Here is a 26161-nt window from a genome sequence, read left to right as displayed (position 1 = left end):
TCGGGATTCGAAGGCAACCTGCCCGATCGTTTTGGTTCCCTCTCGCCAAAACTTGAAATTCGGTTGGCCGATTCCTCAGTCCGGCTTGCCGATTCCTGAAATGGCGTGCGCCTTCGGCGCCATCGATGCGTTCTTCGCCATTGCGAGACGCCGGAATTCGGTTGGGGTCAGGTCGGTGGCTGCCTTGAAGGCGCGGTTGAACGGCCCGATCGACTGGAATCCGGTGTCCATGGCGATCGTCAGTACCGGTACCTCCATCTGTTCCGGATCGGCCAGGGCCGCCTTGGCTTCCTCGATCCGGTAGCGGTTAAGGAACGCATTGAAATTGCGATGACCCAGGCCCTCGTTAATGAGCTGCCGCAGCCGGTATTCCGGCACGTCAAGCTCGGCGGACAGCACACCGATGGTCAGCCCCTCGCGCCGATAGGCGCGATCGACGATCATCAGGTGCTGCAGCCGGCGCAACAAGGGCTGGTCGACGACGGGCTTGTCCTCCGCGTCCGATGCGCCGGCGCTGATATCGCCGAGGATATCTGCCGCCGGGAGACGCCGGGGGCCTTCCGGCGTTCCAACCGCCCGCAACAGCATCCAGCCATAGAGAACCATCAACACGCAGAGGCCGAAAGCCTTGGCGACGCTCGCGATCGACGCCCCGGAAGGCGATAGCGGCGGAAAAAAGTTCAGCAATGTCACAATGGCGGTGTAGACCGACGCTCCGATCAGAATGACCAGCCGCTGCCGCCGTCGTCCCTCCACCATGTCCGCTCGCCATGTCACGAGCACCTGCACCACGGCCAATAGAGTCAGGCCAAGAGATGCGACCTGCACCGCACGGTCGAGCACCTGTCCGGGCATCGGCCAATCGATGGCCCCGCCGGCGATGAGCACTTCGGTGCCGGCCAACACGACCCACAGAGCGCCATGCCAGCGCCGCAGCACGAAGTCGTCATCGAAGGCCGCACGCGCCCAAAGCCAGAACAGGACCCCGCCGCCGGCCGCCAATGCCAGCAGAATCAGACCCCACCATTGCCAGGGCCGCGGAAAATTCGGCGCCGAACAGATTGCGGAAGCGGCCGCGCTGATCGCGACCGCCGCGCCAAGGCGTGCGACCGTGCTGTCACGGAGATCGCGCAGCCCTACAGAAGCGATCAGCAACGCTAACCCTGCCGCTGCGCCACGAAGACCGAGGTCGATCGACAAGAGACCGCTGCTGCCCACGACCGAAAACACTCCGGATGGTTTTCTCGATGCAATCTTACGCGTCTCGCCCGCTACTCAAGCTGCGCTGACGGAACATTTGCACATCATCGTTCAATCCGCCAAGCGGGCGCCAAACGCAGAATCGTGATCGAACATGAGTCTCGAACGGCCACCATCTCATTTCCGGCATCCAGCCAAATTGTGATCCGGGCCCTTGCCAGCCGTCTTGCAGGCTCGCTGCCGGACGACGAGCAACTGCAGAAGAAGTTCGGACTTACGCCGGCGGAAGTCGGGCTGATTCACGAATTAATCCGGGGCAGCAGCCTTCAAACCGCCGCGGACCGGCTTGGGATCAAGATTGCGACGGCGCGGACCCATCTCCATCGCATCTTTGCGAAGACCGGCACGACGCGTCAGGCCGAACTCATGCGTCTGATGCTGACCAGGGAGCATTGGTCCCGGCCCGGCAGAAACTAATTCACCAGCCGCACTTCGCCGACACGGTCGATGTCGTAGCCGGCAAGTTCTGTCGCGTGCTCGCGGAAGGCCGCCGACCGCAGGAAGCCGAACAGGCGCTGCGGCCCGGGCAGGAAATAGTCGCGCTGCCGCAGCACGAGATCAAAATTCTCCCATGTCAGTGGCAGGAATTCGAGCGCGGCGGCCAGCGCGACCGACCTTGTGGCGATTCCGCAATCGGCGCGGCCCGAACGCACCGCCTGCGCGATGTCGGTCCCGGTCGGACAAACCGGCTTCAACAGGCGCAGATCATGCGCTGCGAGGCCGGCGCGGGCCAGCAGCGCCAGCAGCAGCAGTTGCGCGCCGGCGCCGAGCGGACGCTGCGCCATGCGCGCGCCGGTCCGCGCGACCGAGGCGATGTCACTCAGCCCGAGCGGATTGCCCGGCGCGACCAGGATGCCTTGCTCGCGCCGAGCAAACGAGATCACGACGGCATCGTGCAACCCCGGTGCGCCGGCAACGGTTGCGATATTGACCTGCTCGTCATCTCCATCACCTTCTTGGGCGTGCAAATGAATCGCCGCGGCCATCACCTCGCCGCGCGTCAGCCGCCGCAATCCTTCTTCGCTGCCTTCCGGCAGGCTCGCGAGACCACAGCCGCTCTCGCGCAGCGCCCATTCCAACAGGGGATCATGACTGCCGCCAAGGATCGGAGGGGCTGCGACATGGGTGAGCGCCGCCGGCGCGATCAGGCCGGCCGTCACCCAGCGGTCAAGCGCCGCGCGCGGAAACAGCCACCGTCCCGTCACCTTGGTGCACGGCACCGCGCCCTGCGCGACCAGCTCGTAGAGCTTGCGCTCGGACAGCCGCAGGTATGTCGCGGCCTCGTCGGTGGTCAGTAAGTCCGCCATGGCAAACCAGCAGAGATATGCATTAATATGAATAGGTTACGAAGTTTGACCATACCCGCGGCTTCTGCACAAGATACGCAGAGGGATGGATTTCGATGCCGGGCGATGTTTCTGCGCTTCAACTGGTGCTGACCGGTGACCCAGCGCTGCTGGCCATCGTGCGGCTGTCGCTGATCGTCAGCCTTTCCGCCGTCGTCCTTGCCGCCCTGATCGGAATCCCCTTCGGCGCAGCGCTGGCACTGATCCAGTTTCCCGGCCGTCAGGCCGTCATCGTCGTGCTCAACGCGCTGATGGGCCTGCCGCCGGTGGTGGTCGGGCTGGCGGTTTTCCTGGCGCTGTCGCGTGCGGGTCCGCTCGGCTCATGGGGCCTGCTGTTCACGCCAAAGGCGATGATCATCGCGCAGACGGTGCTGGTGGCCCCGATCATCGCGGCCCTCACGCGCCAGACCATCGAAGATCTGTGGCTCGAATACCGCGACGAACTCACCGCGATGAATGTCGGCCCGGTCGGCCGGGTAGCGACGCTGATCTGGGATGCGCGCTTCAGTCTCGTCACCGCATTGCTTGCCGGGTTTGGCCGGGCAGCGGCCGAGGTCGGCGCCATCATCATTGTCGGCGGCAACATCGACGGCTTCACCCGCACCATGACGACCGCAATCGCGCTGGAAACATCAAAGGGCGACCTGCCGCTGGCCGTCGGGCTCGGCATGGTGCTGATCGTAATCGTGATCGCGGTCAACGCGCTCGCCTGGACCGCCCGCCGAGCGGGCGAGCGAATGGCGGGGTGACCATGCGAGCGCCAACTTCAGATCTGCCGATCAGGTTCGAGAACGTCACCGTCGCCGCGGGGGCGGTGACGATCCTCGACGGCATCAGCCTCACGCTGAACCCGGGGACGCCGACCATCCTGATCGGCCCGAACGGCTCCGGGAAGAGCACGCTGCTGCGCACGGCGATGGGACTGGTGCGGCCATCACAGGGGCGCGTGACGTGGGGAGGACGGGAAGATGTCCCGCCGACGCGGCGCGCCATCGTGCTGCAGCGCCCGGCCATGCTGCGGCGTAGCGCAAGCGCCAATATCCGCTATGCCTTGCGTGCGTCTGATGTCGCGCGGACGGAACAGCAAAGCCGGATCGATGAGCTGCTGGCGCTGGTCGGGCTCGGACAATTGGCGGATCGTCCCGCGCGCCGGCTATCAGGCGGCGAACAGCAGCGCCTTGCGCTGGCGCGCGCGCTCGCCCGCGATCCCGCCATCCTTTTTCTGGACGAGCCGACCGCGAGCCTCGATCCCGCCGCCACCAAGGCGATCGAGGACATCGTCCACGCGGTGAGCCAGCGCGGTATCAAGATCGTCATGGCGACCCATGACCTCGGCGAAGCCAGGCGGCTGGCGGGCGACATCGTCATGCTTCACCGCGGCCGCGTGATCGAAACCGGTCCGGCGGCAGCGTTCTTCAACACACCACAAACCGGCGAAGCGAGAACGTTCATCGCCGGCGAACTGCTCGTTTGACTGATCTTTGGGAGGACATGAAATGTTTACTCGCCGCTTGCTGATGGCGATCGCCGTCAGCGCCGTTTTCGCCGGCTCCGCCTTCGCGCAGGACAAATCGATCCTGGTGGCGTCGACCACCTCGACGCAGGATTCCGGCCTGTTCGGCCACCTGCTGCCGATGTTCAAGGCCAAGACGGGCATCGACGTGAAGGTGGTTGCACAGGGCACCGGCCAGGCGATCGATACCGGCCGCCGCGGCGACGCCGACGTGCTGTTCGTCCACGCCAAGGCGGCGGAAGAAAAATTCCTCAGCGAAGGCTTTGGCGTCAAGCGTTACCCTGTCATGTACAACGACTTCGTCCTGGTCGGTCCGAAAAGCGATCCTGCCGGCATCAAGGGATCAAAGGACATCGTCGCCGCGTTCAAGGCGCTCAAGGAGAAGGGCATCGACTTCATTTCGCGCGGCGACAAGTCCGGCACGCACCAGGCCGAGCTCAATCTCTGGAAGGTCGCCGGCATCGACATCGCGACGGACAAGGGCCCCTGGTACAAGGAGATCGGCCAGGGCATGGGCGCCGCGCTCAACACAGCTGCGGCCTCAAACGCCTATGTGCTGACCGATCGCGCGACCTGGCTTTCGTTCAAGAACAAGGGCGACCTCGTCATCGAGGTCGAAGGCGACAAGCGGCTGTTCAACCAGTATGGCGTCATGCTGGTGAACCCGGCGAAGCATCCGAACGTCAAGAAGGAATTCGGCCAGCAATTCATCGATTGGCTGGTCTCGACCGAGGGCCAGAAGGCGATCGCCGATTTCAAGATCAACGGCGAGCAGCTGTTCTATCCCAATGCCAGCGATCCCGGCGCCTGATGCGCATTCGCCTTCTTGCAAGCCTCGTGGTTCTCATATCGATGTCATCACCAGCCACCGCAGAAGACCAGGTGCTGCTTCATGCCGCCGGCAGCCTGCGCGGCGCGCTAAGCGACGTTGCGGCCAGTTTCGAGGCCGCAACCGGGACCAAAGTGAAGGCAAAATTCGGCCCATCCGGTTTGCTCAAGGATGAGATCGCCGGCGGCGGCAAGGCCGAAGTGTTCGCTTCCGCCAACATGGAGCACCCGCGCGCATTGGCGCTCGCCAAGCGCAGTGGCCCCGCGGTGCTGTTCGCGCGCAACAGGCTGTGCGCGCTGGTGAGGCCGGGGCTCGCAATCGAGCCCGCGACGCTGCTCGAGCGGATGCTCGACGCCGGGATCAAGCTCGGCACCTCGACGCTGCGCGCGGATCCATCAGGCGACTATGCCTGGGAGGTGTTTCGCAAGGCCGACAAGATCAAGCCCGGCGCCTACGCCCTGCTCGACAAGAAAGCCCTGCAGCTCACGGGTGGACCGACCAGCCCTCCGGCACCTCCGGACCGCTCCATCTATGGCAATTTGCTCGCACAGGGCGCCGCCGACATCTTCCTGACCTATTGCACCGGCGCGCTGGCGGCGCAGAAGGAAAATCCGCAGCAGCAGATCATCGCTCTTCCCGACGCGCTGGCGGTCGGCGCCGACTACGGACTGACCGTGACCAACGATGCGTCGGCGCCCGCGTACAAATTCGCGCTGTTCATTCTTTCGGCTGAGGGCCAGCAGCTGCTCGCCAAGCACGGGTTTGCCGCGCCGGGTGCGGCGCCATAGGGGTAACTTGAACCTAGCCGCCGGCTTCGCCATCGGCGGAAATCTCGCGGCCGGTCCTGTCCCTGCCGCGAAGGTGAAGCCTGTCGCCTTCAAACGACAGGGTCCACTTCTGTAGCTCGTCCATCCCCACCGCCTGCCGCTCAATCTCGAACGTGGAGCCGTTCAACCACTTCCCCTTGGTCGCAAATACGCCGCCGGCGATCGAGTCTGCCTTGCGATACAGACCATCAAGTCCAATCGGACCGATAAACCGGCGCGACGGCTGGCTCGGATCGGATGCGTATATCTCGAGGTCGTAGTGCGGGCTCGGATGAGAGAGGATCAGCGATATCGATTTCACGTTCAGCCCATTGGCCGAAAACTTGTAGGTACGTCCCGAGATCGCGGCTGCGGTCCCCGGCGTTTCGCCAATTTCCGTCGCCTTCTCGGTCGATATCTCGCGAATCTTGTCCGCGAGCCGATTTGAGGCGGCGGCGTCCGGGGCCAATGCCGTTTCGGATTTGACGGCACCGGAAATCAGATCAGCCAGCCTGCCTAACGGACAAAAATCCCTGGCGGTCGTCACCGCGACGATATCAAGCCGCGGGAGAACCATGATGAGCTGGCAATGGTATCCGTTCGCCATGTAGACGTGCTTGTCGGGAAGCGCCCAGAACAAATTGGAGTACCGCAGTTCAGGCGATCTCGGCATGTTCATGTTCACGGTGGCGTGGCTCACCTTGTCGATCCAGCCGGATGGAAGCAGCGATTTGTCCTCCCATTGGCCGTTGCGCAAATACAGATAGCCAATCTTCGCCATGTCGCGCGGCAGCAAGGCCAGACCGTATCCGCCGGTCGAGTTACCCTGGGGATCACGCCACCAATTCGAGACGGTGATTCCGAGCGGCCCGAACAGCTTGGCCTTCGCATAATCCGCGGCGCTCATGCCGGTGAGCTTGGTGATGATGCCGGACAACAGGTGCGTGCCGCCGCTGTTGTAGTTGAAGGCCTCTCCCGGCGCGCCCGACATCGGACGATCAAGAATGAACTTGATCCAGTCCCGTTGGCGGCTCATTTCGATGATCGACTCCGGACGCCCGTCCAGCGGTTCCTTCCAGTCGATTCCCGATGTCATATCCAACAGGTGTTGAACCGTGATGGCTTTCTTTCGGTCGTCGACATCAGCGATGCTGCGATCGCCAAAGAACTCCAGCACCGGATGGTCGAAGCTATCCAGCAGACCATCCTTGTGGGCAATCGCCGCCAACGTTCCGACCACCGCCTTGGTCGAAGAGTTTATCCGGTGCGGAATGTCTGATGTATATGGCGCGTAATAGGCATCCAGCACGATGCGTCCATGCCGAACCAGCAACAGGCTGTCGAGGCTGCGGGTTTTCCCGAAATCGAGCAGGTCGGCGAGCGCCACCGAATCCATGCCCTGCTCTTCAGGCGTGGACGTTTGCCATTGCCGGGTTGGCCAGACGCCTTCTTGAGCAAATGCTACGGGGCCGCAGATCAGAGTCGCCAGAGCGAGCATGCCGAGCGCGGTCCCTGAAACGGCAGATCGGATGCTTGGCATGAGCGCCTCGCCGCTTGATTGTGGGCCCAATCATTTGCGACCTGGGATCGGAATGTCAATCCTCTGCGCTACCTCCTTCGCTTTTGGCGAGAGCCACTGGAATGTGACGACCGCGGCCACCGCGCCGGCGATTTCCGCGATAAGAAAGCCCGGAACATCCGACGGCCGGATGCCGGAGAAGGTGTCGGTGAGTGCCCGCGCCAGAGTCACCGCGGGATTGGCAAAATCGGTCGGGGTGAACCAGAACGCGCCGCCGATATAGGCGGCGACGACGCCCGCGACCGATGACGGGCGCAACAACGAACAGGTCCAGACCGCGCCCAGCAATCCAAAGGTGGCTACGAACTCCCCGAGCCATATCGAAGCGCCGCTTCGCGCATGCGTCGAGAACGCGAAGACCGGCGCGTCGAACATGGCATTGGCAATCCCAACGCCGATCACCGCACCGGCGATCTGGGCAGGCACATAGGCGACCGCCACACGGCCAGTGATATCGCCACGGAAAGCCAGCGCGAGCGAAACCAGCGGATTGAAGTGCGCGCCCGACAGCGGCCCGAGCCATTCGATCAGGGCGAACAGGGCCGCCGCAGTCGCTAGCGCGTTGACCAGCAGTGTCAGCCCGAAACTGCCGCCCGATAGTCGCTCGCCGAGAATGCCTGATCCGACCACGGCGATCAGCAGAAAGCCCGTGCCGAGCGCCTCCGCCACCAGACGACGCGGCAGCGTCGCCTCGGTCGGCCCTTCCACGAATGACATCCGTCAGATGATCTGCGAGATGTTATAGGCGATGCCGCCTTCGACCAGATAACCCGATCCGACGCAGACGATGTCGTTCATCCAGGCATATTGCGCGGCGCCGGTTTCGAACAGCGGGTTGGTGCGGAAGTAATAGCTGCCGGGATCGACCTGTTGGCGCCTGGCAGGATCGGCAAGATCGGCCCGCAAGTTCGCCGGCGTAATCCAGCGGCCGCCATAGCTCATATGCACCAGCGCATCGTCATGCATGCGCAAGGTCAGCCGCACGTCCAGCGACATCGCGCCGTCGGTGCGGAACAGCGCCCAGTCGCCACCGCCGGCCAGCACGTCGCCGCGCAGTTTCGGGCCTTCGAACGATCCGCCCGCCGCTCCGAACAGGATGCGGCGTCCGAACGGGCCTTCCCCGAAATTCAGCCGCGGATTGAGATCGACGACGATGTCGAACAGTGGCGCCGTCTTGATTTCGGCGACGGATTTTACGCGCGGATCTGCGGCCATGGGTCGTGCCTCGATTTGCTGGAGGGATACGGGTGCGGATTCGGCGCCCGCCGATTTCATTCAGCCGCGAGTTGCCGGGCTGTCGTGTCGCCAAAGATCTTTCGCCTGACGGCATCGGTCGAGACGCCAGATTGGGCGCAGAGCTCCGACAGGTCGAAGAAGAAGCGCTCATGCGCGATCAGGTCGTCCCTGAAGGCGAACTGGATGAACACCGGAAGATCGGCTCGCTTGCCGTTGGGCACGACGCCGAAGCGGTCGCCGGTCATGGTCATCTGCACCCTGCCCCAGCACACCAGCGTGTCTTCGCCGGCGGCATGGCCCTGCAGCACGACATTGTAATCGGGAAACGATGCAAAGAACCGGCTCAGCGCCATCTCGTTCTCGGCGAGGCCGCGGGCGCTGGTGCCGAAGGCCGGGCTTTCCAGCAGCATGTCCTCGTGAAGCACCTTCAAGGCGGCAGGCACGTCCTGCCGGCTTTTCGCCACGGCCAGCGCCTGCGCCAGTTCAAACATCCAATTGCTGTTCATGTGAGGCTGCTCCTCGCCCAGATGCCCGGGCCTCCCTGCGAAACGCGGGATAGCCCAAATCCATACTGACTGTTTTTCACATACCGCATGTATGTCATATGTCGATAGGCTTCCAAACGTCAAGTGGTATGTCTGATCAATGCAGGAAGATGGACGCACGCGCACCCGTCGCGAGGAATACACCGAGGCGACGCGGCAGGCGCTGCTGGCGGCCGGCCTCGTCGCATTTGCCGGCGAGGGCTACCAGGCGGCCGGAATCGAGGCGATCTCGCGGGCGGCCCGGGTGACGCGGGGCGCCTTCTACCACCACTTCGAGGACAAGAAGGCGCTGTTCGACGCCGTTGTCGTTACGTTGCAGATCGAGGCGGCCGCGAAGATCGAAGCCCGCGCCAAGACGCAGCGCAAAGTGTGGGACCGGCTCACCGAAGGCATCGATGCCTATCTCGATGCCTGTCTCGAGCCGGCCTATGGACGCATCGTGATCCAGGAGGCGCCGGCCGTGCTCGGCAACGCCCGTTACCGGGAGATCGAGGAGGCCTACCCGATGGCGCTGCTATCGGCGACGCTGGCCGCGCTGAAGCGCCAGGGTGAGCTCGATTTCGAGGACATCGATCTTTTGAGCCGCATGGTCGATGCGATGATCTGCAAGGTGGCGCTGTTGCTGCCCGAGGCGGAGAACCCCAAGAAGCTGCGGGCGCGCGGGCAGAAGATCATCGCCAGCCTGATCGAAGGCTTTCGTACGGCGTAGCCGGAAGAGCAAATGGACCGCATCGACGCGATGAAAGTCTTTGTCTCCGCCGTCGACGAGGGCAGCCTCGCCGGTGCCGGCAGACGCCTGCGCCGCTCACCGGCCGCCGTGAGCCGCGCGATCGCCTTCCTCGAGAACCATGTCGGGGCTGAACTGCTTCATCGCACCACGCGGTCGCTGAAGCTGAGCGAGGCCGGCGAGCGCTACGTCGTTGCCTGCCGCCGCGTTCTCGTCGAACTCGAGGAAGCCGATCTCGTCGCCGGCAGCGAACGCTCGGCGCCACGCGGAACGCTGACCCTCACCGCGCCCATCATCACCGGTGAAGATATTCTGCGGTCGATCCTCGAAGCCTTCATGAACGAATATCAGGCGGTGTCGGCGCGGCTCGTTCTGCTCGACCGGCCGGTGAATCTGATCGACGAGGGCATCGACGTCGCGCTCCGCATCGCGCATCTCGCCGATTCGAATTTCGTCGCAGTGCGTGTCGGCGAAGTTCGCCGCGTGATCGCGGCGTCACCGGGATATCTGGCGCGGCATCCCGTCATCCGCGAACCGGCCGACCTGGCAAAGCACCGGATTGTCGCCATGACGCATTTCGGGCTGGATTCCTGGAGCTTCCCGCCGCTGAAGGGATCCTCCGTTCCACGGGTGGTCCAGTTCGCACCGCGGCTGGTCGTCAACACGGTTCGCGCGGCGATCGCCTCGGTGACGGAAGGGCACGGGGTCACGCGGCTGTTCTCCTATCACATCGCCGACGAAATCCGCGACGGACGGCTGCAACTGCTGCTCGGCAAGGACGAACACCCGCCGCTGCCGGTTCATTTGCTGGCGCCGCAGGGGCGTTTGTCGGTGCCGAAGGTGCGGGCCTTTGTCGATTTCGCCGCGCCGCGCCTGAAGCGGTATTTCACCCGGCTCTCGAACGAGGCCGACAAGAACGCCAGCGCCATTCGTTCGCGCAGCGGAAGAGTTCCTTCCGAATAGCGGGCATTCGCAACGAAATCCGGAAGAACTAGCCTGATCTCCATCGGCGCCACACGGCCCCGGGGCGGCAAACCTGCCGCTTCCCAGAGATCAGGAGGCTACCATGGGTAAGGAACAGAAAGTCGTCATCATCACCGGCGCATCGCAGGGCATCGGCGCGGATCTGGTGAAGGGATATCGCGATCGCAACTACCGCGTCGTCGCCAATTCCCGTTCAATCAAGCCGTCCAGCGATCCGGACGTTCTGGCTGTGGCGGGCGACGTTTCCGACCCGGCGACCGCGCAGAAAATCGTGTCGCAGGCGCTGGAGCGTTTCGGCCGCATCGACTCCCTGGTCAACAATGCCGGCATTTTCATCGCCAAGCCGTTCACCGAATACAGCGCGGAAGATTACGCATCTGTCATTGCGATCAATCTCGGCAGCTTTTTCCACCTCAGCAAGCTCGCCGCGGCAGAAATGCTGAAGCAGGGTTCGGGTCACATCGTGCAGATCACGACCAGCCTGGTTGATCATGCCAACAGCAACGTTCCCTCGGTGCTGGCCTCGCTGACCAAGGGCGGTTTGAACGCCGCCACCAAATCGCTTGCGATCGAGTACGCAAAGCGGGGCATCCGCGTCAACGCTGTGTCCCCGGGTGTCATCAAGACCCCGATGCACAAACCTGAGACGCACGAGTTCCTGGCCAATCTGCATCCGGTCGGACGCATGGGCGAAGCCAAGGACATCGTCGACGCCGTGCTGTTCCTGGAAAGCGCCGCCTTCGTTACCGGCGAAATCCTGCATGTCGATGGCGGCCAGAGCGCCGGTCACTGACAGCCATTCGGAACACTCCAGCAAGGACAATGAACATGCCCATCGTCACCATCCAGATCACCCGCGAAGGCACCGAAGACGGTGCCGACGCGGCGACAAGGGAAGAAAAGGCCGCGCTGATCAAGGGCGTCAGCCAGCTGCTGCTCGACGTGCTCAAGAAGCCGCTTGAATCAACATTCGTCGTTATCGACGAAGTCGACACCGGCAATTGGGGTTGGGGCGGGCTTCCCGTGCTCGACTACCGAAAGAAGCGTGCGAGCGCGCGCGGCCTCCGCAGGCTGACGGGAAGGATGTTCGAACCGGCGGAGACGGCGCCATCCTGTTGGTGATTGGCGCGGGGCGCTGTCGTCGCCTCGAATCCTCTCGCTGGTTCCGCACGCCGTGCTCATATAACAATTCGATTGATGTCGAAGCATTGATGTTGCGATCCCTGCCATGATGATCGCAGTCGCCGGATCGAACCGGCGCTGCATTCACAGGAGAACAACATGGCAGCAATCGACAACGCCAACCAAAGCCTGGTCGTCACCGCGTTCTGGGAGGTCAATCCGGGCGAAGAAGCGGCGGTCGCTGGTCTACTGAAAGATTTCCTGCCGCAGGCACAGCGCGAGCCCGGCGTGAAGGAATTCCAGATCCATCAGAACCTGGCCGAGCCGCGGAAATACTTCTTCTACGAGGTGTTCGCGGGCGAAGCAGCCTTCGCCGATCATCAGCAAACGCCCCACTTCAAGAACATCATCGTCGGCCAGGCCATTCCAAAACTTGCGAAGCGCGAACGGTCGCAGTTCCGCTTCATCTAGGCTCAAGCCGGCGCGCCGCTGCCTGCTTCGGCGGCGCGCCGCTTCAGTAACTCCTGCTCGCGCTTGTTGCCGGCGAGACTGGCAGCGGCCTCGAACGCGGCGCGCGCTTCCTCGAAGCGGCCGAGCTTGTGCAGGAGATCGCCGCGAACGCTTCCCAGCAGATGATAGGTCCTCAGCGCGGGCTCGTGCGCGAGACGGTCCACGATCGTAAGCGCTGCCGCCGGTCCCTCGGCCATGCCGACCGCAACGGCGCGGTTGAGTTCGATGATGGGCGAGCGAACCAACCCGGCCAGTTCGGCGTAGAGCTCTGCAATGCGCGGCCAGGGTGTCTCATCGGGCGCCGACGCCTGAGCGTGGCAGGCGATGATCGCCGCCTGTAACGCGTAGAAGCCGCCAGCGCCGCCGAGTTCGTGCGCGCGTGCCAGTGCCGACATGCCGCGGCGGATCTGGAGCTGGTCCCACAGCCCGCGGTTCTGATCCATCAGCAGGATCGGATCGCCGGCTTTATCGGTGCGCGCGGCGATGCGCGAGGCGTTTAACTCCATCAGCGCCAGCAGGCCGTGCGCCTCGGATTCCTGCGGCGCGATCGAGGTCAGCACGCGGCCCATGCGCAGCGCATCGTTGCAGAGCTGCGGCCGCAGCCATTCGTCGCCGCGGGCTGCCGTATAGCCCTCGTTGAAGATGAGGTAGACGACCTCCAGCACCGAGGCGAGCCGCTCGGAAAGCTCCTCGCCGCGCGGGGTCTCGTAAGCGAGCCCGGATTCCGACAGCGTCCGCTTCGCCCGCACGATCCTTTGAGCAATGGTCGCCTCCGGCAGCAGGAAGGCGCGCGCGATCTCGTCCGTGGTCAACCCGCAGATCATCCGCAGCGCCAGCGCGGCGCGGGCTTCGCGAGACAGGCGCGGATGGCAGGCGGTGAAGATCAGCCGCAGCAATTCATCGCCGATATCGTCGTCGAGCGCGCTGTCGAAATCGGGCATGGCCTGCTGTTCCTGCTCCATGTCCCGCGCCACGATCTCGTGCTTGCGGGTGAGCATCTGGCGGCGGCGCAGCTGATCCAGCGCGCGCCTTTTGGCGATCGCCATCAGCCAGGCGCCGGGCTTTTCCGGAACGCCCGTGACAGGCCAATGCTCGATCGCCGCCAGCAGCGCTTCCTGCGTCAGGTCCTCGGCCAGCGGCACGTCGCGCAGCATCCGCGACAGGCTGGTGAGCAGCCGCGGCTGCTCGATGCGCCAGACGGCGACGACGGTGCGATGGATGTCGGCGGCGGTCATCGCCGCCGACGGTGCTTGCATGGTGAGGACTTCAAGAGGCGGCCCGCGCACTGACCGAGCAGGCCGCCTCCCAATCCGCCGTCACAAAAGCGCGGACTTCGCACGTGCCTTCCCAACCCGGCATGTAGTCGCGGTGAACCTGCATGAACTCGACCGCCTTCTCGATCGCCTCCTGCTTGTCGCGGAGTTCGAAGATCGCATAGCCGCCGATCACTTCCTTGGCTTCCACGAACGGCCCGTCCACGACACCGAGCCTGCCGTCCGTGATCCGCACCTGCGCGCCCAATGTCCGAGGTTGTAGCGCACCGCTGGTGACCATGCGGCCGGCCTTGATTTCGCGTTCGGCAAGCTTGTGCACGGCCGCCATCAATTCGGGCGTCGGCGGTGTAGGGTGGACAGGCGTAACGATATACATGAAGCGCATGTGAAGAACTCCCTTGTGAGCTAGCCACCGCTATCGCTGGTTAGCGGCGGCCGGGATGGCGAACGGCGATGATCAGGAACACTCGCCCGGCGCGCCATCGAAGAACGCGCGAATCTCGCACGTCCCTTCCCAGCCCGGCATGTGATCGACGTGGAGCTGCATGAATTCCTTCGCCAGCGCCACCGCCTCTTCCTTGCTGCGCAATTCTGATATCGCGTAGCCGCCGATCACTTCCTTGGCCTCCACGAACGGGCCATCGACGACACTGAGCTTGCCGTCGGTGATGCGCACCTGCGCACCCATCGCGAGCGGCATCAACCCGCCGGTGTCCAGCATGCGGCCGGCCTTGATTTCCCTGTCGGCGAGCTTGTTCATCGCCTCCATCATTGCTGCCGGCGGCTCCGCGGGCGGATGGGACGACATGACGATCGACATGAAGCGCATGAAAAACTCCTGTTTGAGGCGAGCCGCAGGCACCCAGCCCGCGGAACTGTCCCGCTATTTCAGACGACGAACGGGATTGCCGGGAATCGACAGGGATTTTGAGAATTTTTCGAGAGGGCCAATGGACGCGGCGATCCGGGATCAGCGCGGGCTGATCCGGGATCAGCGCGGTCTCGGCAACAATACTGGCCTCAACCAGCGCAAAACAGCCGGTTTCGATCCGCGCCGCCGCGCAAATAGGTCGTCAACGCCAATATTTCCGGTTCGGCCAGATCCTGGCGCAAGGGGACGCCGGGGAATTCCCGTGCCATCATGGCCTTTGCCGCCTCGGGCTGCTCGCCCTTGACCACCACGGTGAGATATCTTGCAACCGCCTTGACCTCGCGCCGCTCCTGAACGGTCCTGGGCTGCGGCAGCTTTGCCGGCGACCCGGCCATCAGGTCCTCGAGCGCGACCCCGGCAAGCCGGCGCTGGTTGGGATCGGGATCATCGACCGTCGGGCGGCCCGCGTAGGTCAGTGCGGTCAAATAATAGTGGGCGGCCGCGATGTAGTCGCGGACCGCGGGCAGCATCGGCTTGTCATTGCGCAGCGGCATCGACCTGACGTCTCCGCCGGTGGCGGAAGCGAGATAGCAGCGCCAATGCTGCAGGGCGGAGAGCTCGGACACCATGATGCCCGCGCGCAGCCGGCGCAATTTCTCGGGCGCTATCTTGACGAAGGCACGAGGCTCCTCGCCTGCGGCCCGACGCAACAAAAGCATACCGTCGTCCGCATCCGCCCGACCCTCGACCATCCAGGCAGTTGTTGCGCTCACGCTGCGCGCGCGGATGATCGGATCGCCACGCGGCGAGTCAATTCGGTTCGCCGCTGTGCTGATTTCGCTGAGCAGGAGTTTGTTGCCGGACTCAAAAGTCTGTCCTGTGCCGGTGGCGCGGGTCGAACCTGAAAGCGCGAGCCGTCCGGTGGCCATCAGCGGAGCATCGCTGCAGAGGTTTTCCTTGGCGCAATAGCCGGGATCGACACCGTAAAATCCCATCATGCGGTTCTCGAACCGCCCGTCGCTCTCGATGATGAGAAGCTCCTCCATCGGCACGATGGTGCCGTCCCGCCACAGCGGCGGAAAGGCGACGTTGTCGACCGCGATCCACCAGCCCGCAAGATGGGGCGGAACCGATGACTGCGCCGAAGCCGATCCAGCAGCCGTCAAAACCAGGAGCGTAATGGGCGCTATCAACATGCGCCTGACATAGCGGAAGAGCGACATGACCGATTCCTACGGTTCCCGGCCCGCCGCGGCTCAGCTTCCACACGATTGGACCGCGTACGCGGGACCTGGCGACACCAATTGGTGATCGCTGTGGCTTGGTGGTTCGAAGAAAGGCGGCGACAGCGAAAAGGTTCCGCCGGACCCTCCTGTCGTCGTGGCCGGCGCGGATGGTGCCTACTGCCCCCGGATCATGATCAGGGGATCGGCGCTGTCGGGCACCCGACGCCATTGCGCATTGTCATCGGCCTCGAACTGCCAGGTCTGGCCGCTGGCCGACATCAGTATCATCCGGCCGTGATCGAGCCGCCACTGGTTGGGCGCGAACGCGGCCACCGCGGGATCGCAGCGCGGCTTCAAAAATACCTGGAAATTATCGCCTGTCGCCTCGGTGTTGGTGAGCGTCAGGCCGCAGATCGCCTTGCCGTTGCCGCGCACCATCGACCAGTCGCCGATCATCTGGTCCATCGATTTGGCGAGCGAGCGGGCGGCTGCGAGATTCTGCAGGATGTAGACGCCCTCGCCGGTCCGCAGCCCTTCGAAAATGCCACTCTCGACTTCGGTGAAATCGATCACCGGCTGGCCGGCGACATCCTGCATCCGCACGATGTCGCCGAGGCCCTTGATACTCCAGGCGGTGATATCCTTGGTGAAGGGCAGCGCCGCCGCGCAGTTCGGCTCAAGTTCGAGCTTCAGGCCTTGCGGCGTCGTATCGGATTTGAGCGTCACGACGCAGGTCTTGCTGCGCTCGGTAGTCGCAAGCTCCCACTGGCCGACCATGTCTTTCTGCAGGCTCGGAGCCGCCTGCGACCACGCGGGCGATCCAGGAACAAGCAGAACGGCGAGCAGCGCTGATAGCACCGCAACCGCGACACCTGGGCGGCAGGAGCCTTTTCCGTTTCGATTAAATCGAAACGGAGCTCTGGATTCTTTATTTTGACGCGTTTTCTTGACGCGAACCGGGACCACTTCGCTGGAAAACGCTCTGACTTGCATCAGCGCCCCTTCACCGGCGTTTCCGGTACCGGCGTCAGCGGCGCCTTGCCGGCAAACCAGTTCTTGATGTTATCGACCACGAGCTGATCCATCGCATTGCGCGTTACCACCGAGGCTGAGCCGATATGTGGCAGCAGCACGACATTTTGCATCGCCTTCAGTTCATCCGGCACGCTCGGCTCCTTGGCGAACACGTCGAGGCCCGCGGCCAGGATTGTGCCTGACTTCAGCGCGGCGACCAGCGCCTCCTCATCGACCACGGAACCGCGCGCGACGTTGATCAGCACGCCGCGCGGACCGAGCGCCTTGAGGACGTCGGCGTTGATCATCTTCGCGGTAGAGGCGCCGCCGGGCACGATCACGATCAGCGTATCGACCGCCTTCGCCATCTCCATCAGGTCGCCATAGTGCTTGTAGGAGACGGCCGATGACGGATTGCGCGAATGATAGGATACCGGCACCAGCGAGGCTTCGAGCCGGCGGCCGATGGCCTGGCCGATGCGACCCATGCCGACGATGCCGACCTTGCGGTCGCGCAGCGAGCCGACGCTGAGCGGATAATTCTGCGTCTGCCACAGGCCCGAACGCAGATAGCGGTCGGCCTTGACGAATTCGCGCAAGGTCGAGATCAACAGCCCCATCGCGACGTCGGCGACCTCTTCGGTCAGCACGTCGGGCGTGTTGGTGACCACCACATTGTGTTCGCGCGAATAGTTGCAATCGACGTGGTCGTAGCCGACGCCGAAGCTGGCGATGATTTCGAGCTTGGGAAAATGTGACAACGCCTTGGCGTCGGCCGGCACCGAATGATAGGTCACCGCCATGCCGCGGGTCTTGGCCAGCACGTCCGGCGTCAGCCGTTCGAGATCCGCCCGGCTCTCCGCCTTGTGCAGTACATATTGGTCGGAGAAGCCGTTTTCGAGGATCGGCCTGATTGGCCCATAGACCAGCAAATCGATCTTTTCGGACGAAATATTCCCGGCAGCCATCAGTTTTCCTTTCGAAGCGCGCTTTCATGCCAGCGCCGCAGTACCAGATGCGAAATTAGCGCCAGCAGGCCATAGATGACAATCCCGGCGACGGAGAGCAACAGCAGAGCGGCGAACATTCGGGGAATGTTGAGACGGTAACCGGACTCGGCAATACGGAACGCGAGGCCCGAGCCCGCGCCCGCCGTGCCGGCCGCGATTTCGGCGACCACGGCGCCAATCAGGGATAGTCCGCCCGCGATCCGCAATCCACCGAGAATATAGGGCAATGCTGCTGGCAATTTCAGGTACCGCAGCGTCTGCAGCCGCGACGCGCCATAGAGGCTGAACAGGCCGGCCAGATTGCGGTCGACCGAATTGAGCCCGAGCGTGGTGTTGGACAGCACCGGAAAGAAGGCGACGATCCAGGCGCAAACGATCACCGCGGTCTGTTGCTGCAGATAGATCAATAGCAATGGCGCGATCGCGATCACGGGCGTGACCTGCAGGATCACTGCATAGGGAAACAGCGAATATTCCAGCCATTTCGATTGATTGAACAACAGCGCCAGCGCGACGCCGCCGATGGCGGCGGCGACGAATCCTTCCAGCGTGGTCAGCAAGGTGACGCCGAGGGATTCCGACAGCACCGGCCAGTCCGCCACCAGCGTCTGGAACACCGCTGACGGCCCCGGCAGCACATAGGGCTGGATGTCGTTGACGCGCACCACCAGTTCCCACAACGCGATGCCGGCGGCGAGCACCACGACGGGTAGCAAAAAGCGAACAAAATCCCGTGAAGAACTCATGCGCTTGTTAGCCCCGAATAGGAGGGCACCAGCGCTTGTGAGACCTCGCGGCAATAGGCGGCATAGGAAGCCGACATCCGGAAGTCCTCGACCCGCGGCTCCGGCGTGTCGATGCGAAACTCGGCGCTGACGCGCCCCGGCCGTGACGACATCACGACCACGCGCTGCGACAGATACACCGACTCGAACACCGAATGGGTGACGAAGATGACCGTCATATTCAGCTTGCGCCACAGCTCCAGGAGATCGTTGTTGAGACGGAAGCGGGTGATCTCGTCGAGTGCGGCGAACGGCTCGTCCATCAACAGAATATCCGGACGGGTGACCAGCGCCCGCGCCAGCGATACCCGCATCTTCATGCCGCCGGACAATTCGCGCGGGTATGCAGCGGCGAACTCCGACAGGGCCACCTGCGCCAGCGCCTCGCTGATCCGCCTGTCCGCTTCCGTCGCCGGCATGCCGGCAAGCTTCAGCGGCAGCCGGACATTGTCCTGCACGCTGGCCCACGGCATCAGGGTCGGCTCCTGAAACACAAAGCCGATGGCATGACCCGCACGGGTTTCGTTCGCGCGTTGCGAAACGCCGACCACACCTGAACTCGGCGTGGTCAGTCCCGCAATCAGCCGCAAGGCGGTGGATTTGCCGCAGCCGGAGGGGCCGAGCAAGGAGACGAATTCGCCGCGCCTGACGTCGAGGTCGAGCGGTCCAAGCGCGGCCACACCATTGTCATAGACCTTGGTGACGGCACCAAGGCTCACCGCCATCGCATCGGCTTCAGACAAAGCGGGTCCGGCCATCACGCCTAGTTCTTCGGCCGCAGATTGAGGCCGACGCCCTTGTTGATGAAGCGCAGCGTATAGGCCTGGCGGTAGTCGATATCGCGGCGGACCACGCCGGCGCGCACCATCTTGTCGAAGAAGCTGGCGACGCGCGCATCGGTCATGGCGCCGATGCCGTCCTTCAAGGTCTCGCCGGAATCGACGATGCCGTATTCCTTCATCTTGGCCGTGGAATATTTCAGCAACTCATCGGTCATTTCCGGATTGAGCTTCTTGATCATGGCATTGCCCGGCGTGTTGTCGCCGTAGAGATAGTTGTACCAGCCGATCATGGACGCATCGACGAAGCGCTGCACCAGGTCGGGCTTCTTGTCGACGATCTCGGTGCGGGTCTCGATCAGGGTCGAATAGGCGTTGAAGCCGTAATCGGCCAGCAGCACCACGTTCGGCTTGAAGCCAGCGGCCTTTTCGACCGCGTACGGCTCGGAGGTGACGTAGCCCTGCATCGCGCTTTGCTTGTTCACGATGAATGGCTGCGAATTGAAGGTGTAGGGTTTGACCTTGCTCTCGCTAAACCCATACTCGGACTTCAGCCACTGGAAATAGCTTGCGACGCCTTCCTTCGACACCAGCAGCGTCAGCGGCTTGAGGTCTTCGAGTTTGCCGATCTTGAATTCCGGATGGGTCAGAAAGACCTGCGGATCCTTCTGGAAGATGGCGGCGACCGCCACCAGCGGCACCTTGTTGGTGACGGCATCGAAGGATTGCAGCGTGTTCGCGCTCATGAAGAAGTCGAGCTTGCCGGCGATCAGCAGCATGCGGTTGTTGCTGTTGGGGCCACCAGGCACGATGGTGACGTCAAGCCCGTAATTCTTGTAGGTGCCGTCGGCGACGGCCTGGAAGAAGCCGCCATGCTCGGCTTCCGCGACCCAGTTGGTTCCAAACGAGACCTTGTCGAGGGTCTGCCCGCGCGCTGGCGCCAGCGCGGCCACCAGCGCCAATAGGGCTGCGGTTAACGTTCGCGGCAAAAAGGCCGGGTTCATGGTTGGACTCCGTCGATCATTCTGGCCCATGATAAGGAGGGTGTGGACGTGGATCACGCCCCCAAGGAGGGAGATATCGTCCCTGGTTGACTAACAAACTACCCTGCAAATCCATTCAAAGAAACGCTTGGCTCGATGACTTCGCCTGTTCCGCCCCGCAACTGGACCGACATCCACTGGCCCGAGATCGCAGCCAGCGGCCCCGAGCGCTGGATCGCGGTGCTGCCGCTGGCGGCAACCGAACAGCACGGCCCGCATTTGCCGCTCGGTACCGATGTCATGATCGGCGAGGCCTATCTGGCGCGGGTCCGCGAGCTGCTGCCGGTGAGCGTTCCGGTCACGTTCCTGCCGCTGCAGCCGGTTGGGATTTCCACCGAACATATCGATTATCCGGGCACGCTGACGCTGCCCACTGAAATCGCGCTGAAGAGCTGGATGGCGCTCGGCGAAAGCGTCGCGCGCGCCGGCGTCAGGAAGCTCGTGATGGTGACGAGCCATGGCGGCAACAGCGCGGCGATGACACTGGTCGCGCAGGATCTCCGCGCACAGCATGGACTGCTTGTGGTCACCACCAGCTGGTCGCGCTTCGGCGTCCCGGACGGACTGTTCCCGGCGGAAGAACTGCGCCACGGCATCCATGGCGGCGCGGTTGAAACCTCGATCATGCTGGCGCGATATCCGCACACCGTGCGCCAGGAGGCGATCATCGATTTTCACCCGAGCAGCATCGCGATGGAAAAGGATCACCGCTGGCTGTCGGCGCATCGGCCCGTACCATTCGCCTGGCAGGCGCAGGACCTGCACGGCAGCGGCGCCGTCGGCGACGCTACCCAGGCTACCGCTGAAAAGGGCGAAAAGCTGCTCGATCACGGCGCCCGCGCGTTCTGCGAATTGCTTGACGATGTCGATAAATTCGACGTGAAGAGGCTGGCGAGTGGCCCGGATTTTATCCTCTAAGCGACTGTATTGACTGCCGAATAATCTCCAGTCCGGATTCCCCAAACTTCGTTCGAACCGGAATCGGGATGGCGCCGTCCAACTGGGTGCGGACCACGATGACCGCCTCACGGTTGCTCTCGTGGTTCCCTGTCCGGCATGGCGCCTCATCCACCCTGTGCCGAACCGACCCGCCCGGCTGTCCCCCCGGGCGGGTCATTTTTTTGGACCATTTCAGCTAGCCCCTTGGCGGGATCGTCCCGCACATTTTGGTGGGATCAGGGCATTTCGGGCTCTGCTCGAACGGGCGGCCCCAGCGCTCCTGCCACATCTGCTCGCCGATCAAGCAGGAGACCCGGGTTTGTTTCTCGGTGGCCGGAACGATCTTCTGATCCTGCGCCGGTCCCCTGATCTCACGAATGAGCTTGGTGCGGACCGCCTCCTTGAGTTCGTCCTCGACCTTGTTGGCGACGACGAACGCGCCCGGCCCGCCAATCACGCAATCCTCGTAATACAAATCGAGGTCGGCGATATCCATAACGTTCGGCTGCTGCTTGGCCATGATGGCAAGGCCGTTGATGGCAATGCCCTTCGCCAACGCCGCATCGCGCGCATCGGCGACCGGGCCGCCGACAGTGTTCGGCCCGTCTCCGGTAATATCGATCAGGCGCCGCAGCCCGCGATAGGGATTTGCATCAAATAGCGGAATCGCGAAATTGATTGCGGCGGAGATCGAGGTCTGCGTACCCCGCCGTATCGGCGTTTTCGCGATCTCCGCGGCCACCGCCGAGGCCGATTCCAGGCCATCGATCACCCGCCAGGGAACGAGAAGCCGCTGGTCGCGGAACGCCGACCATTCGAAATAGGTGATCGCAATCTTTTTATTCGGCCCTGCCGCGACGGATTCAAGGAATGCTTGCGAGACGATGGCCTCCGCGTAGGCCTCGCGTTGCGCAGCGAGCGCTTTCGTGTCCATCGAGTAGGAGACGTCGGTTCCGATCACCAGTTCGACGTCGACGGCAGTGTCGGTGGCGTCGGTGGCCTTGGATTTCAAATCCTGCTCTGCGATCGCCGCAGCTATCGTCCCGAACACAAGAAACACTCCGATCGAGACACTCAGGCGCATGGCATTTCCGTCGTTTCGGCGCAGCCTAGCAGGCGATCTGCCGGGCGCGAAACACCGGCGTCCGCCCTCACCCACCCCCGCTCCGAGAGCCGTTACAAAACTGTCACGTGAGAATGCCATCCAGTACCGACCTCCACTTGTTTCTGTTGCGAATTACTTGCAACTAGGAGTGGGGGTGTATGGTGCTTTTCCCCGATCTGGCTTTGAGCGGACGAATCGGGGAAGAAGCCGACCGGGGGCGGCGGGGTTGATGACTTCATTTCTTGGGTGGCGGCAGGCGTTCAAATTTGCAGTGATGGCACGAGACCGCAGCCCGCTTCGCGCTGGAACAGGCCGCATCATGGGTTCGTACCGCCAATCCCTGCAGCATGTTTTGGCTGGCGCCGCCGTCGGCGCCATGACGCTCGCCAGTCCCGTCCTGGCGGCTGATCTGTCTCTCAAGGCGCCTGCGCTCAGGGCCGTCTATAACTGGACCGGGTTCTATGTGGGCGGCCATGTCGGTTACGGCAGCGGCAGCCTCGGCCCGGGCACCAACACGGAGCCCTTGCAGGGCGTGTTCCTTCCGCACAGCGTCACGGGACTGACCGGCGGCTACCAGGCCGGCTACAACCACCAGCTGGCAAACAGGGTCGTGCTCGGTGTGGAGGCTGACGTTTCGTTCGGTAGCCCGGTGGACATTCCGCGGCTCGCGCCGGCTCCGTTCAACAGCACCATCGATTACATCGCAACCGCGCGCGGCCGGGTCGGCTACGCGATGGGAACGTGGATGCCTTACGTCACGGGCGGCATCGCTTGGGGAAGCACCCACGTCAACCTCAACGACACCGGGGTCATCATCCCGCCGAAGCGGTACCTCACGCATGTCGGCTGGACCGCAGGCCTCGGCATCGAAGTGGCGGTCGGCGGCAACTGGACCGCCAAGGCCGAATACAACTACGTCGACCTGGCGCGGCGGACCTACGACCTGACCGACGTCGGATTGCCGCGCGTCAACGTCGATCCCAACATTCACCTGTTCAAGCTCGGCCTGAATTATCGGCTGTGGGAGACACCGCCTTGGGCGGGCCCCAAACCGGTCGATGGACGCACCGCGCTTCCCGAGCCGAAAAACTGGAACGTGCACGGGCAGACCACGGTCATCGCGCAGGCCTATCCGCGCATGCGCTCGCCCTATGAGGGCACCAACAGTCTTCCGGGCGGCGGCCAGGGCCGCCAGACATGGACCGCGGATGTGTTTCTCGGCTGGCGGCTGTGGCAGGGCGGCGAGTTCTATTTCAACCCCGAACTGGCGCAGGGTTTTGGCCTCAACAGCACGCTGGGACTTGCCGGCTTCCCCAACGGCGAAGCGCAGAAGGGCGGCGCGCCCTATCCGAAATATCGCCCGCAGCGCTACGTCTTTCGCCAGACCTTCGGCCTCGGCGGCGAACAGGAAGATGTCGCCGACGGTCCGATGCAACTCGCGGGCAAGCGCGACATCGACCGCGTCACGGTCACGGTCGGCCGTTTTGCGGTCGGCGACTATTTTGACGGCAACTCCTACGCCAAGGACCCCCGCGTCGACTTCATGAACTGGGCGATGTGGTCATCGGCGGCCTACGATTTCCCCGCCGACCTGCCCGGCTTCACCCGTGGCGCCGTGGTCGAACTCAACCGCAAGGACTGGGCCATTCGCGCCGGCCTGTTCCAGGTCCCCAACGCGCCCAACAGCGACGTCCTCGTGTTCAAGTCCGGCGGTGCGGTGGTGGAGTTCGAGGAGCGTCACACGATCTTCGATCAACCCGGCAAGCTCAGGCTCGGCATTTTCGGCAATCGCGGCAACACCGGCAGCTACCGAAACGCGCTGGGGATATCAGCGGCGGACCCGACGCTCGAGATCAACGACGTCATCGTCGGCATCCGGCGCGACAACACCAAGTACGGATTCTACATCAACGCCGAACAGCAGATCGTCAGGGATGTCGGGATGTTCGCCCGCGCGAGCTGGAACGACGGGCGCAACGAAATCCTGTCGTTCACCGATGTGGATCGCAGCGTCTCCGCCGGACTGTCGGTCAAGGGCAGCTATTGGGGCCGTCCAAATGACACGTTCGCCATCGGTGGCGCCGTCAACGGGTTGTCATCTGACCATCGCGACTTCCTGGCGGCGGGCGGCCTCGGTCTCCTGATCGGCGACGGCCGGCTCAACTACCGCAATGAACGTATCTTCGAGACCTACTACGCGTTCGCGATCGACAAGACCTTCACCTTCACCGCCGACTATCAGCTGATCGCAAACCCCGCCTATAATGGCGACCGTGGCCCGGTTTCGATCTTCTCGGGCCGTTTGCACGGCGAGTTCTGAGCCTCGGCGTCAGAAAATTCGGCATAGCGCCATCAAGCTGGCGTTGTGGCGGCATCGTCGATGCGGGTCGCCAGCACCTTGTCGATGCGCCTTCCATCGAGATCGACGATTTCGAAGCGCCAGCCCTGCGCCTCCACGTGATCGCCGACGCCAGGTATCGCGCCGAACTGCTGGAGCAGGAAGCCGGCCATGGTTTGATACTGCCGCGACGACGGCAGGACGATCTGGAGCAAATTCGCGAACTCGACGGCAGGCATCCAGCCCGAGATCAGATACGAGCCGTCGCCCCGCTTCACCACGGCCGCTTCGGGCGGCCCCTCGTCGGTATGGAAGCCGCCGACGATCGATTCGAGAATGTCGGCGCTGGTCACGACGCCCTGGAACACGCCGTATTCGTCATGCACCAGCCCCATATGCACGGGGGAGTCGCGCAGCACCGCGACGACGTCCCTGGCATCGAGGAATTCGGGAATGATCGGCGCCTCCCGAACCAGCTTGCGAATATCAGGCGCCTGCCCCGACAAATAGCTGTCGAGCATGTCTTTGGCCTGGACAATGCCGAGCGCCGCATCCGGATCCTTGTCGAACACCACAAAGCGGGAATGGTTGCTGCCGGCAAGCGCAGCAAAGATAATTTCAGGCGGATCCGCCAGATTGATCATGCTGGCTTCGGGGCGGGGCGTCATGACGGCGCCGACCGGAAGATCGCCAAGCCGCATGACGCCCGCGATCATTTCCTTTTCGCCGGGTTCGAGCACGCCTGCATTCTCAGCCTCGACCACCAATGTGCGGATTTCGTCCTCACTGACCTTGTCTTCGGCTTCACCGCGGTGACCGAGCAGCCACAACAGCCCCTTGCCCGAGCGATCCAGCAGCCACACCAGGGGTGACGAAACTTTCGAGAGCAGCGTCATGTAGGGCGCCACGCGGACCGCCACCGATTCCGGGTCGCGCAAGGCGATTTGCTTGGGAACCAATTCGCCAATGATGAGTGAGGCGTAGGTGATGACACTCACCACGACGCCGACGCCGATCGCGTCAGCCAGGCCTTTGGATAATCCGGATTCGACCAGCAGGTTGGTCAGGCGCTGGCCCAGCGTGGCACCGGAAATCGCACCGGACAGCACGCCGATCAGCGTGATCCCGATCTGGACCGTCGACAGGAACTTGCCGGGATCAGAAGCCAGCGCGAGTGCACGGCGGGAACCGGTGACGTTCTTTTCGACCAGCGCGGCGAGCCGTGCCGGCCGCGACGAGACAATGGCAAGTTCCGACATTGAAAGCAGGCCATTGGTGATGATCAGGACCGTTACGATCCCGAGTTCCAGATAAAGCATT

29 protein-coding genes are annotated in these 26161 nt (G+C 63.4%); 12 read left to right on the top strand and 17 right to left on the bottom strand.

The genetic code is table 11. The features are described 5' to 3' along the window. Positions 1–75 precede the first annotated feature (75 nt). Complete coding sequence (locus tag JQ641_RS23985) at positions 76–1200, bottom strand: helix-turn-helix domain-containing protein (RefSeq protein ID WP_249150631.1); 1125 nt, start codon at positions 1198–1200, stop codon at positions 76–78. Positions 1201–1344: 144 nt separating this feature from the next. Between JQ641_RS23985 and JQ641_RS23980 the strand changes: the two genes are divergently transcribed. Continuing rightward, a complete protein-coding gene (locus JQ641_RS23980) occupies positions 1345–1677 on the top strand; it encodes a helix-turn-helix transcriptional regulator (RefSeq protein WP_211998359.1) in 333 nt (110 codons plus the stop codon). Here JQ641_RS23980 and JQ641_RS23975 read toward each other — a convergent pair. Further along, positions 1674–2567: a substrate-binding domain-containing protein gene (locus JQ641_RS23975; protein ID WP_211998358.1), complete on the bottom strand. Its 894-nt coding sequence runs from the start codon at positions 2565–2567 to the stop codon at positions 1674–1676. The genes JQ641_RS23980 and JQ641_RS23975 overlap by 4 nt on opposite strands. A gap of 95 nt (positions 2568–2662) precedes the next feature. Here JQ641_RS23975 and JQ641_RS23970 point away from each other — a divergent pair, with 95 nt between their 5' ends. The 4 genes from JQ641_RS23970 to JQ641_RS23955 are packed head-to-tail and all read left to right on the top strand — an operon-like array spanning position 2663 to position 5736. Then, positions 2663–3355 (top strand): ABC transporter permease, encoded by a 693-nt coding sequence (locus tag JQ641_RS23970; protein ID WP_211998357.1) that lies wholly within the window; start codon positions 2663–2665, stop codon positions 3353–3355. A 2-nt stretch (positions 3356–3357) separates the two neighbouring features. Next, positions 3358–4080, top strand: a complete 723-nt coding sequence (locus tag JQ641_RS23965) for an ABC transporter ATP-binding protein (RefSeq protein ID WP_211998356.1) — start codon at positions 3358–3360, stop codon at positions 4078–4080. A gap of 22 nt (positions 4081–4102) precedes the next feature. Beyond that, entirely contained in the window at positions 4103–4930 is an 828-nt protein-coding gene (locus JQ641_RS23960) for an extracellular solute-binding protein (protein ID WP_211998355.1), read from the top strand. Beyond that, entirely contained in the window at positions 4930–5736 is an 807-nt protein-coding gene (locus JQ641_RS23955; protein WP_283815212.1) for a molybdate ABC transporter substrate-binding protein, read from the top strand. Before JQ641_RS23960 ends, JQ641_RS23955 begins: the two co-directional genes overlap by 1 nt. A gap of 13 nt (positions 5737–5749) precedes the next feature. Here JQ641_RS23955 and JQ641_RS23950 read toward each other — a convergent pair whose 3' ends face one another. The 4 genes from JQ641_RS23950 to JQ641_RS23935 all read right to left on the bottom strand — a co-directional run bounded on the left by JQ641_RS23950 (position 5750) and on the right by JQ641_RS23935 (position 9075). After that, positions 5750–7150 (bottom strand): serine hydrolase domain-containing protein, encoded by a 1401-nt coding sequence (locus JQ641_RS23950; protein ID WP_211998353.1) that lies wholly within the window; start codon positions 7148–7150, stop codon positions 5750–5752. A 174-nt stretch (positions 7151–7324) separates the two neighbouring features. Continuing rightward, positions 7325–8041, bottom strand: a complete 717-nt coding sequence (locus tag JQ641_RS23945; RefSeq protein WP_349628609.1) for an aquaporin — start codon at positions 8039–8041, stop codon at positions 7325–7327. A 12-nt stretch (positions 8042–8053) separates the two neighbouring features. After that, positions 8054–8548 (bottom strand): DUF3237 domain-containing protein, encoded by a 495-nt coding sequence (locus tag JQ641_RS23940; RefSeq protein ID WP_211998351.1) that lies wholly within the window; start codon positions 8546–8548, stop codon positions 8054–8056. A 56-nt stretch (positions 8549–8604) separates the two neighbouring features. Further along, a complete protein-coding gene (locus tag JQ641_RS23935) occupies positions 8605–9075 on the bottom strand; it encodes an ester cyclase (RefSeq protein ID WP_211998350.1) in 471 nt (156 codons plus the stop codon). Between the two features lie 139 nt (positions 9076–9214). On the opposite strand from JQ641_RS23935, the gene JQ641_RS23930 reads away from it, so the two are divergent. The 5 genes from JQ641_RS23930 to JQ641_RS23910 all read left to right on the top strand — a co-directional run bounded on the left by JQ641_RS23930 (position 9215) and on the right by JQ641_RS23910 (position 12418). Then, a complete protein-coding gene (locus tag JQ641_RS23930) occupies positions 9215–9823 on the top strand; it encodes a TetR/AcrR family transcriptional regulator (RefSeq protein ID WP_211998349.1) in 609 nt (202 codons plus the stop codon). A 12-nt stretch (positions 9824–9835) separates the two neighbouring features. Next, entirely contained in the window at positions 9836–10804 is a 969-nt protein-coding gene (locus tag JQ641_RS23925; RefSeq protein ID WP_211998348.1) for a LysR family transcriptional regulator, read from the top strand. A 103-nt stretch (positions 10805–10907) separates the two neighbouring features. Then, positions 10908–11618: an SDR family NAD(P)-dependent oxidoreductase gene (locus JQ641_RS23920; protein WP_211998347.1), complete on the top strand. Its 711-nt coding sequence runs from the start codon at positions 10908–10910 to the stop codon at positions 11616–11618. 35 nt (positions 11619–11653) lie between these two features. Beyond that, the gene (locus JQ641_RS23915; RefSeq protein WP_211998346.1) at positions 11654–11947 is read left to right on the top strand and encodes a tautomerase family protein; all 294 of its coding nucleotides are present in this window, start codon (positions 11654–11656) and stop codon (positions 11945–11947) included. Between the two features lie 159 nt (positions 11948–12106). Then, complete coding sequence (locus tag JQ641_RS23910; RefSeq protein WP_211998345.1) at positions 12107–12418, top strand: putative quinol monooxygenase; 312 nt, start codon at positions 12107–12109, stop codon at positions 12416–12418. Between the two features lie 2 nt (positions 12419–12420). Here JQ641_RS23910 and JQ641_RS23905 read toward each other — a convergent pair whose 3' ends face one another. The 9 genes from JQ641_RS23905 to JQ641_RS23865 form a co-directional block, all read right to left on the bottom strand. Then, positions 12421–13692, bottom strand: a complete 1272-nt coding sequence (locus JQ641_RS23905) for an RNA polymerase sigma factor (protein WP_211998376.1) — start codon at positions 13690–13692, stop codon at positions 12421–12423. Positions 13693–13723: 31 nt separating this feature from the next. Next, positions 13724–14116 (bottom strand): YciI family protein, encoded by a 393-nt coding sequence (locus JQ641_RS23900; protein WP_192739250.1) that lies wholly within the window; start codon positions 14114–14116, stop codon positions 13724–13726. A 72-nt stretch (positions 14117–14188) separates the two neighbouring features. Then, entirely contained in the window at positions 14189–14560 is a 372-nt protein-coding gene (locus tag JQ641_RS23895) for a YciI family protein (RefSeq protein ID WP_192739251.1), read from the bottom strand. Positions 14561–14751: 191 nt separating this feature from the next. Further along, positions 14752–15825: a hypothetical protein gene (locus tag JQ641_RS23890; RefSeq protein WP_211998344.1), complete on the bottom strand. Its 1074-nt coding sequence runs from the start codon at positions 15823–15825 to the stop codon at positions 14752–14754. A gap of 177 nt (positions 15826–16002) precedes the next feature. Continuing rightward, on the bottom strand, positions 16003–16674 hold the full coding sequence (locus JQ641_RS23885) for an AprI/Inh family metalloprotease inhibitor (protein WP_249150643.1): 672 nt from the start codon (positions 16672–16674) through the stop codon (positions 16003–16005). A 146-nt stretch (positions 16675–16820) separates the two neighbouring features. Continuing rightward, complete coding sequence (locus JQ641_RS23880) at positions 16821–17810, bottom strand: 2-hydroxyacid dehydrogenase (protein ID WP_211998342.1); 990 nt, start codon at positions 17808–17810, stop codon at positions 16821–16823. Next, positions 17810–18598 carry an ABC transporter permease gene (locus JQ641_RS23875; RefSeq protein ID WP_211998341.1) on the bottom strand — a complete coding sequence of 263 codons (789 nt, stop codon included), beginning with the start codon at positions 18596–18598 and terminating at the stop codon, positions 17810–17812. Before JQ641_RS23875 ends, JQ641_RS23880 begins: the two co-directional genes overlap by 1 nt. Further along, positions 18595–19395 carry an ABC transporter ATP-binding protein gene (locus JQ641_RS23870; RefSeq protein ID WP_211998340.1) on the bottom strand — a complete coding sequence of 267 codons (801 nt, stop codon included), beginning with the start codon at positions 19393–19395 and terminating at the stop codon, positions 18595–18597. Before JQ641_RS23870 ends, JQ641_RS23875 begins: the two co-directional genes overlap by 4 nt. A gap of 5 nt (positions 19396–19400) precedes the next feature. Continuing rightward, complete coding sequence (locus JQ641_RS23865) at positions 19401–20420, bottom strand: ABC transporter substrate-binding protein (RefSeq protein WP_211998339.1); 1020 nt, start codon at positions 20418–20420, stop codon at positions 19401–19403. A gap of 135 nt (positions 20421–20555) precedes the next feature. Between JQ641_RS23865 and JQ641_RS23860 the strand changes: the two genes are divergently transcribed. After that, positions 20556–21377: a creatininase family protein gene (locus JQ641_RS23860; RefSeq protein WP_211998338.1), complete on the top strand. Its 822-nt coding sequence runs from the start codon at positions 20556–20558 to the stop codon at positions 21375–21377. A gap of 217 nt (positions 21378–21594) precedes the next feature. Here JQ641_RS23860 and JQ641_RS23855 read toward each other — a convergent pair whose 3' ends face one another. Next, positions 21595–22482, bottom strand: coding sequence for a DUF1194 domain-containing protein (locus tag JQ641_RS23855; RefSeq protein ID WP_211998337.1), 888 nt, complete (start codon positions 22480–22482; stop codon positions 21595–21597). Between the two features lie 340 nt (positions 22483–22822). Here JQ641_RS23855 and JQ641_RS23850 point away from each other — a divergent pair, with 340 nt between their 5' ends. Next, positions 22823–24823 (top strand): carbohydrate porin, encoded by a 2001-nt coding sequence (locus tag JQ641_RS23850; protein WP_211998336.1) that lies wholly within the window; start codon positions 22823–22825, stop codon positions 24821–24823. 32 nt (positions 24824–24855) lie between these two features. Here the strand turns inward: JQ641_RS23850 and JQ641_RS23845 are convergent, their stop codons facing one another. Beyond that, entirely contained in the window at positions 24856–26160 is a 1305-nt protein-coding gene (locus JQ641_RS23845) for a hemolysin family protein (protein WP_211998335.1), read from the bottom strand. Position 26161 lies beyond the last annotated feature (1 nt).

Origin of the sequence: Bradyrhizobium sp. JYMT SZCCT0180 (assembly GCF_018130165.1) — a bacterium.
Taxonomy (GTDB): Bacteria; Pseudomonadota; Alphaproteobacteria; order Rhizobiales; family Xanthobacteraceae; genus Bradyrhizobium.
This window is presented reverse-complemented; position numbering and strand designations above follow the sequence as displayed.

Excerpts from the sequence above, each read along its gene's own strand:
- JQ641_RS23975 (WP_211998358.1), bottom strand. The coding sequence starts at position 2,567 with ATGGCGGACTTACTGACCACCGACGAGGCCGCGACATACCTGCGGCTG.
- JQ641_RS23970 (WP_211998357.1), top strand. The coding sequence starts at position 2,663 with ATGCCGGGCGATGTTTCTGCGCTTCAACTGGTGCTGACCGGTGACCCA.
- JQ641_RS23965 (WP_211998356.1), top strand. The coding sequence starts at position 3,358 with ATGCGAGCGCCAACTTCAGATCTGCCGATCAGGTTCGAGAACGTCACC.
- JQ641_RS23960 (WP_211998355.1), top strand. The coding sequence starts at position 4,103 with ATGTTTACTCGCCGCTTGCTGATGGCGATCGCCGTCAGCGCCGTTTTC.
- JQ641_RS23955 (WP_283815212.1), top strand. The coding sequence starts at position 4,930 with ATGCGCATTCGCCTTCTTGCAAGCCTCGTGGTTCTCATATCGATGTCA.
- JQ641_RS23950 (WP_211998353.1), bottom strand. The coding sequence starts at position 7,150 with ATGGATTCGGTGGCGCTCGCCGACCTGCTCGATTTCGGGAAAACCCGC.
- JQ641_RS23940 (WP_211998351.1), bottom strand. The coding sequence starts at position 8,548 with ATGGCCGCAGATCCGCGCGTAAAATCCGTCGCCGAAATCAAGACGGCG.
- JQ641_RS23935 (WP_211998350.1), bottom strand. The coding sequence starts at position 9,075 with ATGAACAGCAATTGGATGTTTGAACTGGCGCAGGCGCTGGCCGTGGCG.
- JQ641_RS23930 (WP_211998349.1), top strand. The coding sequence starts at position 9,215 with ATGCAGGAAGATGGACGCACGCGCACCCGTCGCGAGGAATACACCGAG.
- JQ641_RS23925 (WP_211998348.1), top strand. The coding sequence starts at position 9,836 with ATGGACCGCATCGACGCGATGAAAGTCTTTGTCTCCGCCGTCGACGAG.
- JQ641_RS23920 (WP_211998347.1), top strand. The coding sequence starts at position 10,908 with ATGGGTAAGGAACAGAAAGTCGTCATCATCACCGGCGCATCGCAGGGC.
- JQ641_RS23915 (WP_211998346.1), top strand. The coding sequence starts at position 11,654 with ATGCCCATCGTCACCATCCAGATCACCCGCGAAGGCACCGAAGACGGT.
- JQ641_RS23910 (WP_211998345.1), top strand. The coding sequence starts at position 12,107 with ATGGCAGCAATCGACAACGCCAACCAAAGCCTGGTCGTCACCGCGTTC.
- JQ641_RS23905 (WP_211998376.1), bottom strand. The coding sequence starts at position 13,692 with ATGACCGCCGCCGACATCCATCGCACCGTCGTCGCCGTCTGGCGCATC.
- JQ641_RS23900 (WP_192739250.1), bottom strand. The coding sequence starts at position 14,116 with ATGCGCTTCATGTATATCGTTACGCCTGTCCACCCTACACCGCCGACG.
- JQ641_RS23895 (WP_192739251.1), bottom strand. The coding sequence starts at position 14,560 with ATGCGCTTCATGTCGATCGTCATGTCGTCCCATCCGCCCGCGGAGCCG.
- JQ641_RS23890 (WP_211998344.1), bottom strand. The coding sequence starts at position 15,825 with ATGTCGCTCTTCCGCTATGTCAGGCGCATGTTGATAGCGCCCATTACG.
- JQ641_RS23880 (WP_211998342.1), bottom strand. The coding sequence starts at position 17,810 with ATGGCTGCCGGGAATATTTCGTCCGAAAAGATCGATTTGCTGGTCTAT.
- JQ641_RS23875 (WP_211998341.1), bottom strand. The coding sequence starts at position 18,598 with ATGAGTTCTTCACGGGATTTTGTTCGCTTTTTGCTACCCGTCGTGGTG.
- JQ641_RS23870 (WP_211998340.1), bottom strand. The coding sequence starts at position 19,395 with ATGGCCGGACCCGCTTTGTCTGAAGCCGATGCGATGGCGGTGAGCCTT.
- JQ641_RS23865 (WP_211998339.1), bottom strand. The coding sequence starts at position 20,420 with ATGAACCCGGCCTTTTTGCCGCGAACGTTAACCGCAGCCCTATTGGCG.
- JQ641_RS23860 (WP_211998338.1), top strand. The coding sequence starts at position 20,556 with ATGACTTCGCCTGTTCCGCCCCGCAACTGGACCGACATCCACTGGCCC.
- JQ641_RS23855 (WP_211998337.1), bottom strand. The coding sequence starts at position 22,482 with ATGCGCCTGAGTGTCTCGATCGGAGTGTTTCTTGTGTTCGGGACGATA.
- JQ641_RS23850 (WP_211998336.1), top strand. The coding sequence starts at position 22,823 with ATGGGTTCGTACCGCCAATCCCTGCAGCATGTTTTGGCTGGCGCCGCC.
- JQ641_RS23845 (WP_211998335.1), bottom strand. The coding sequence starts at position 26,160 with ATGCTTTATCTGGAACTCGGGATCGTAACGGTCCTGATCATCACCAAT.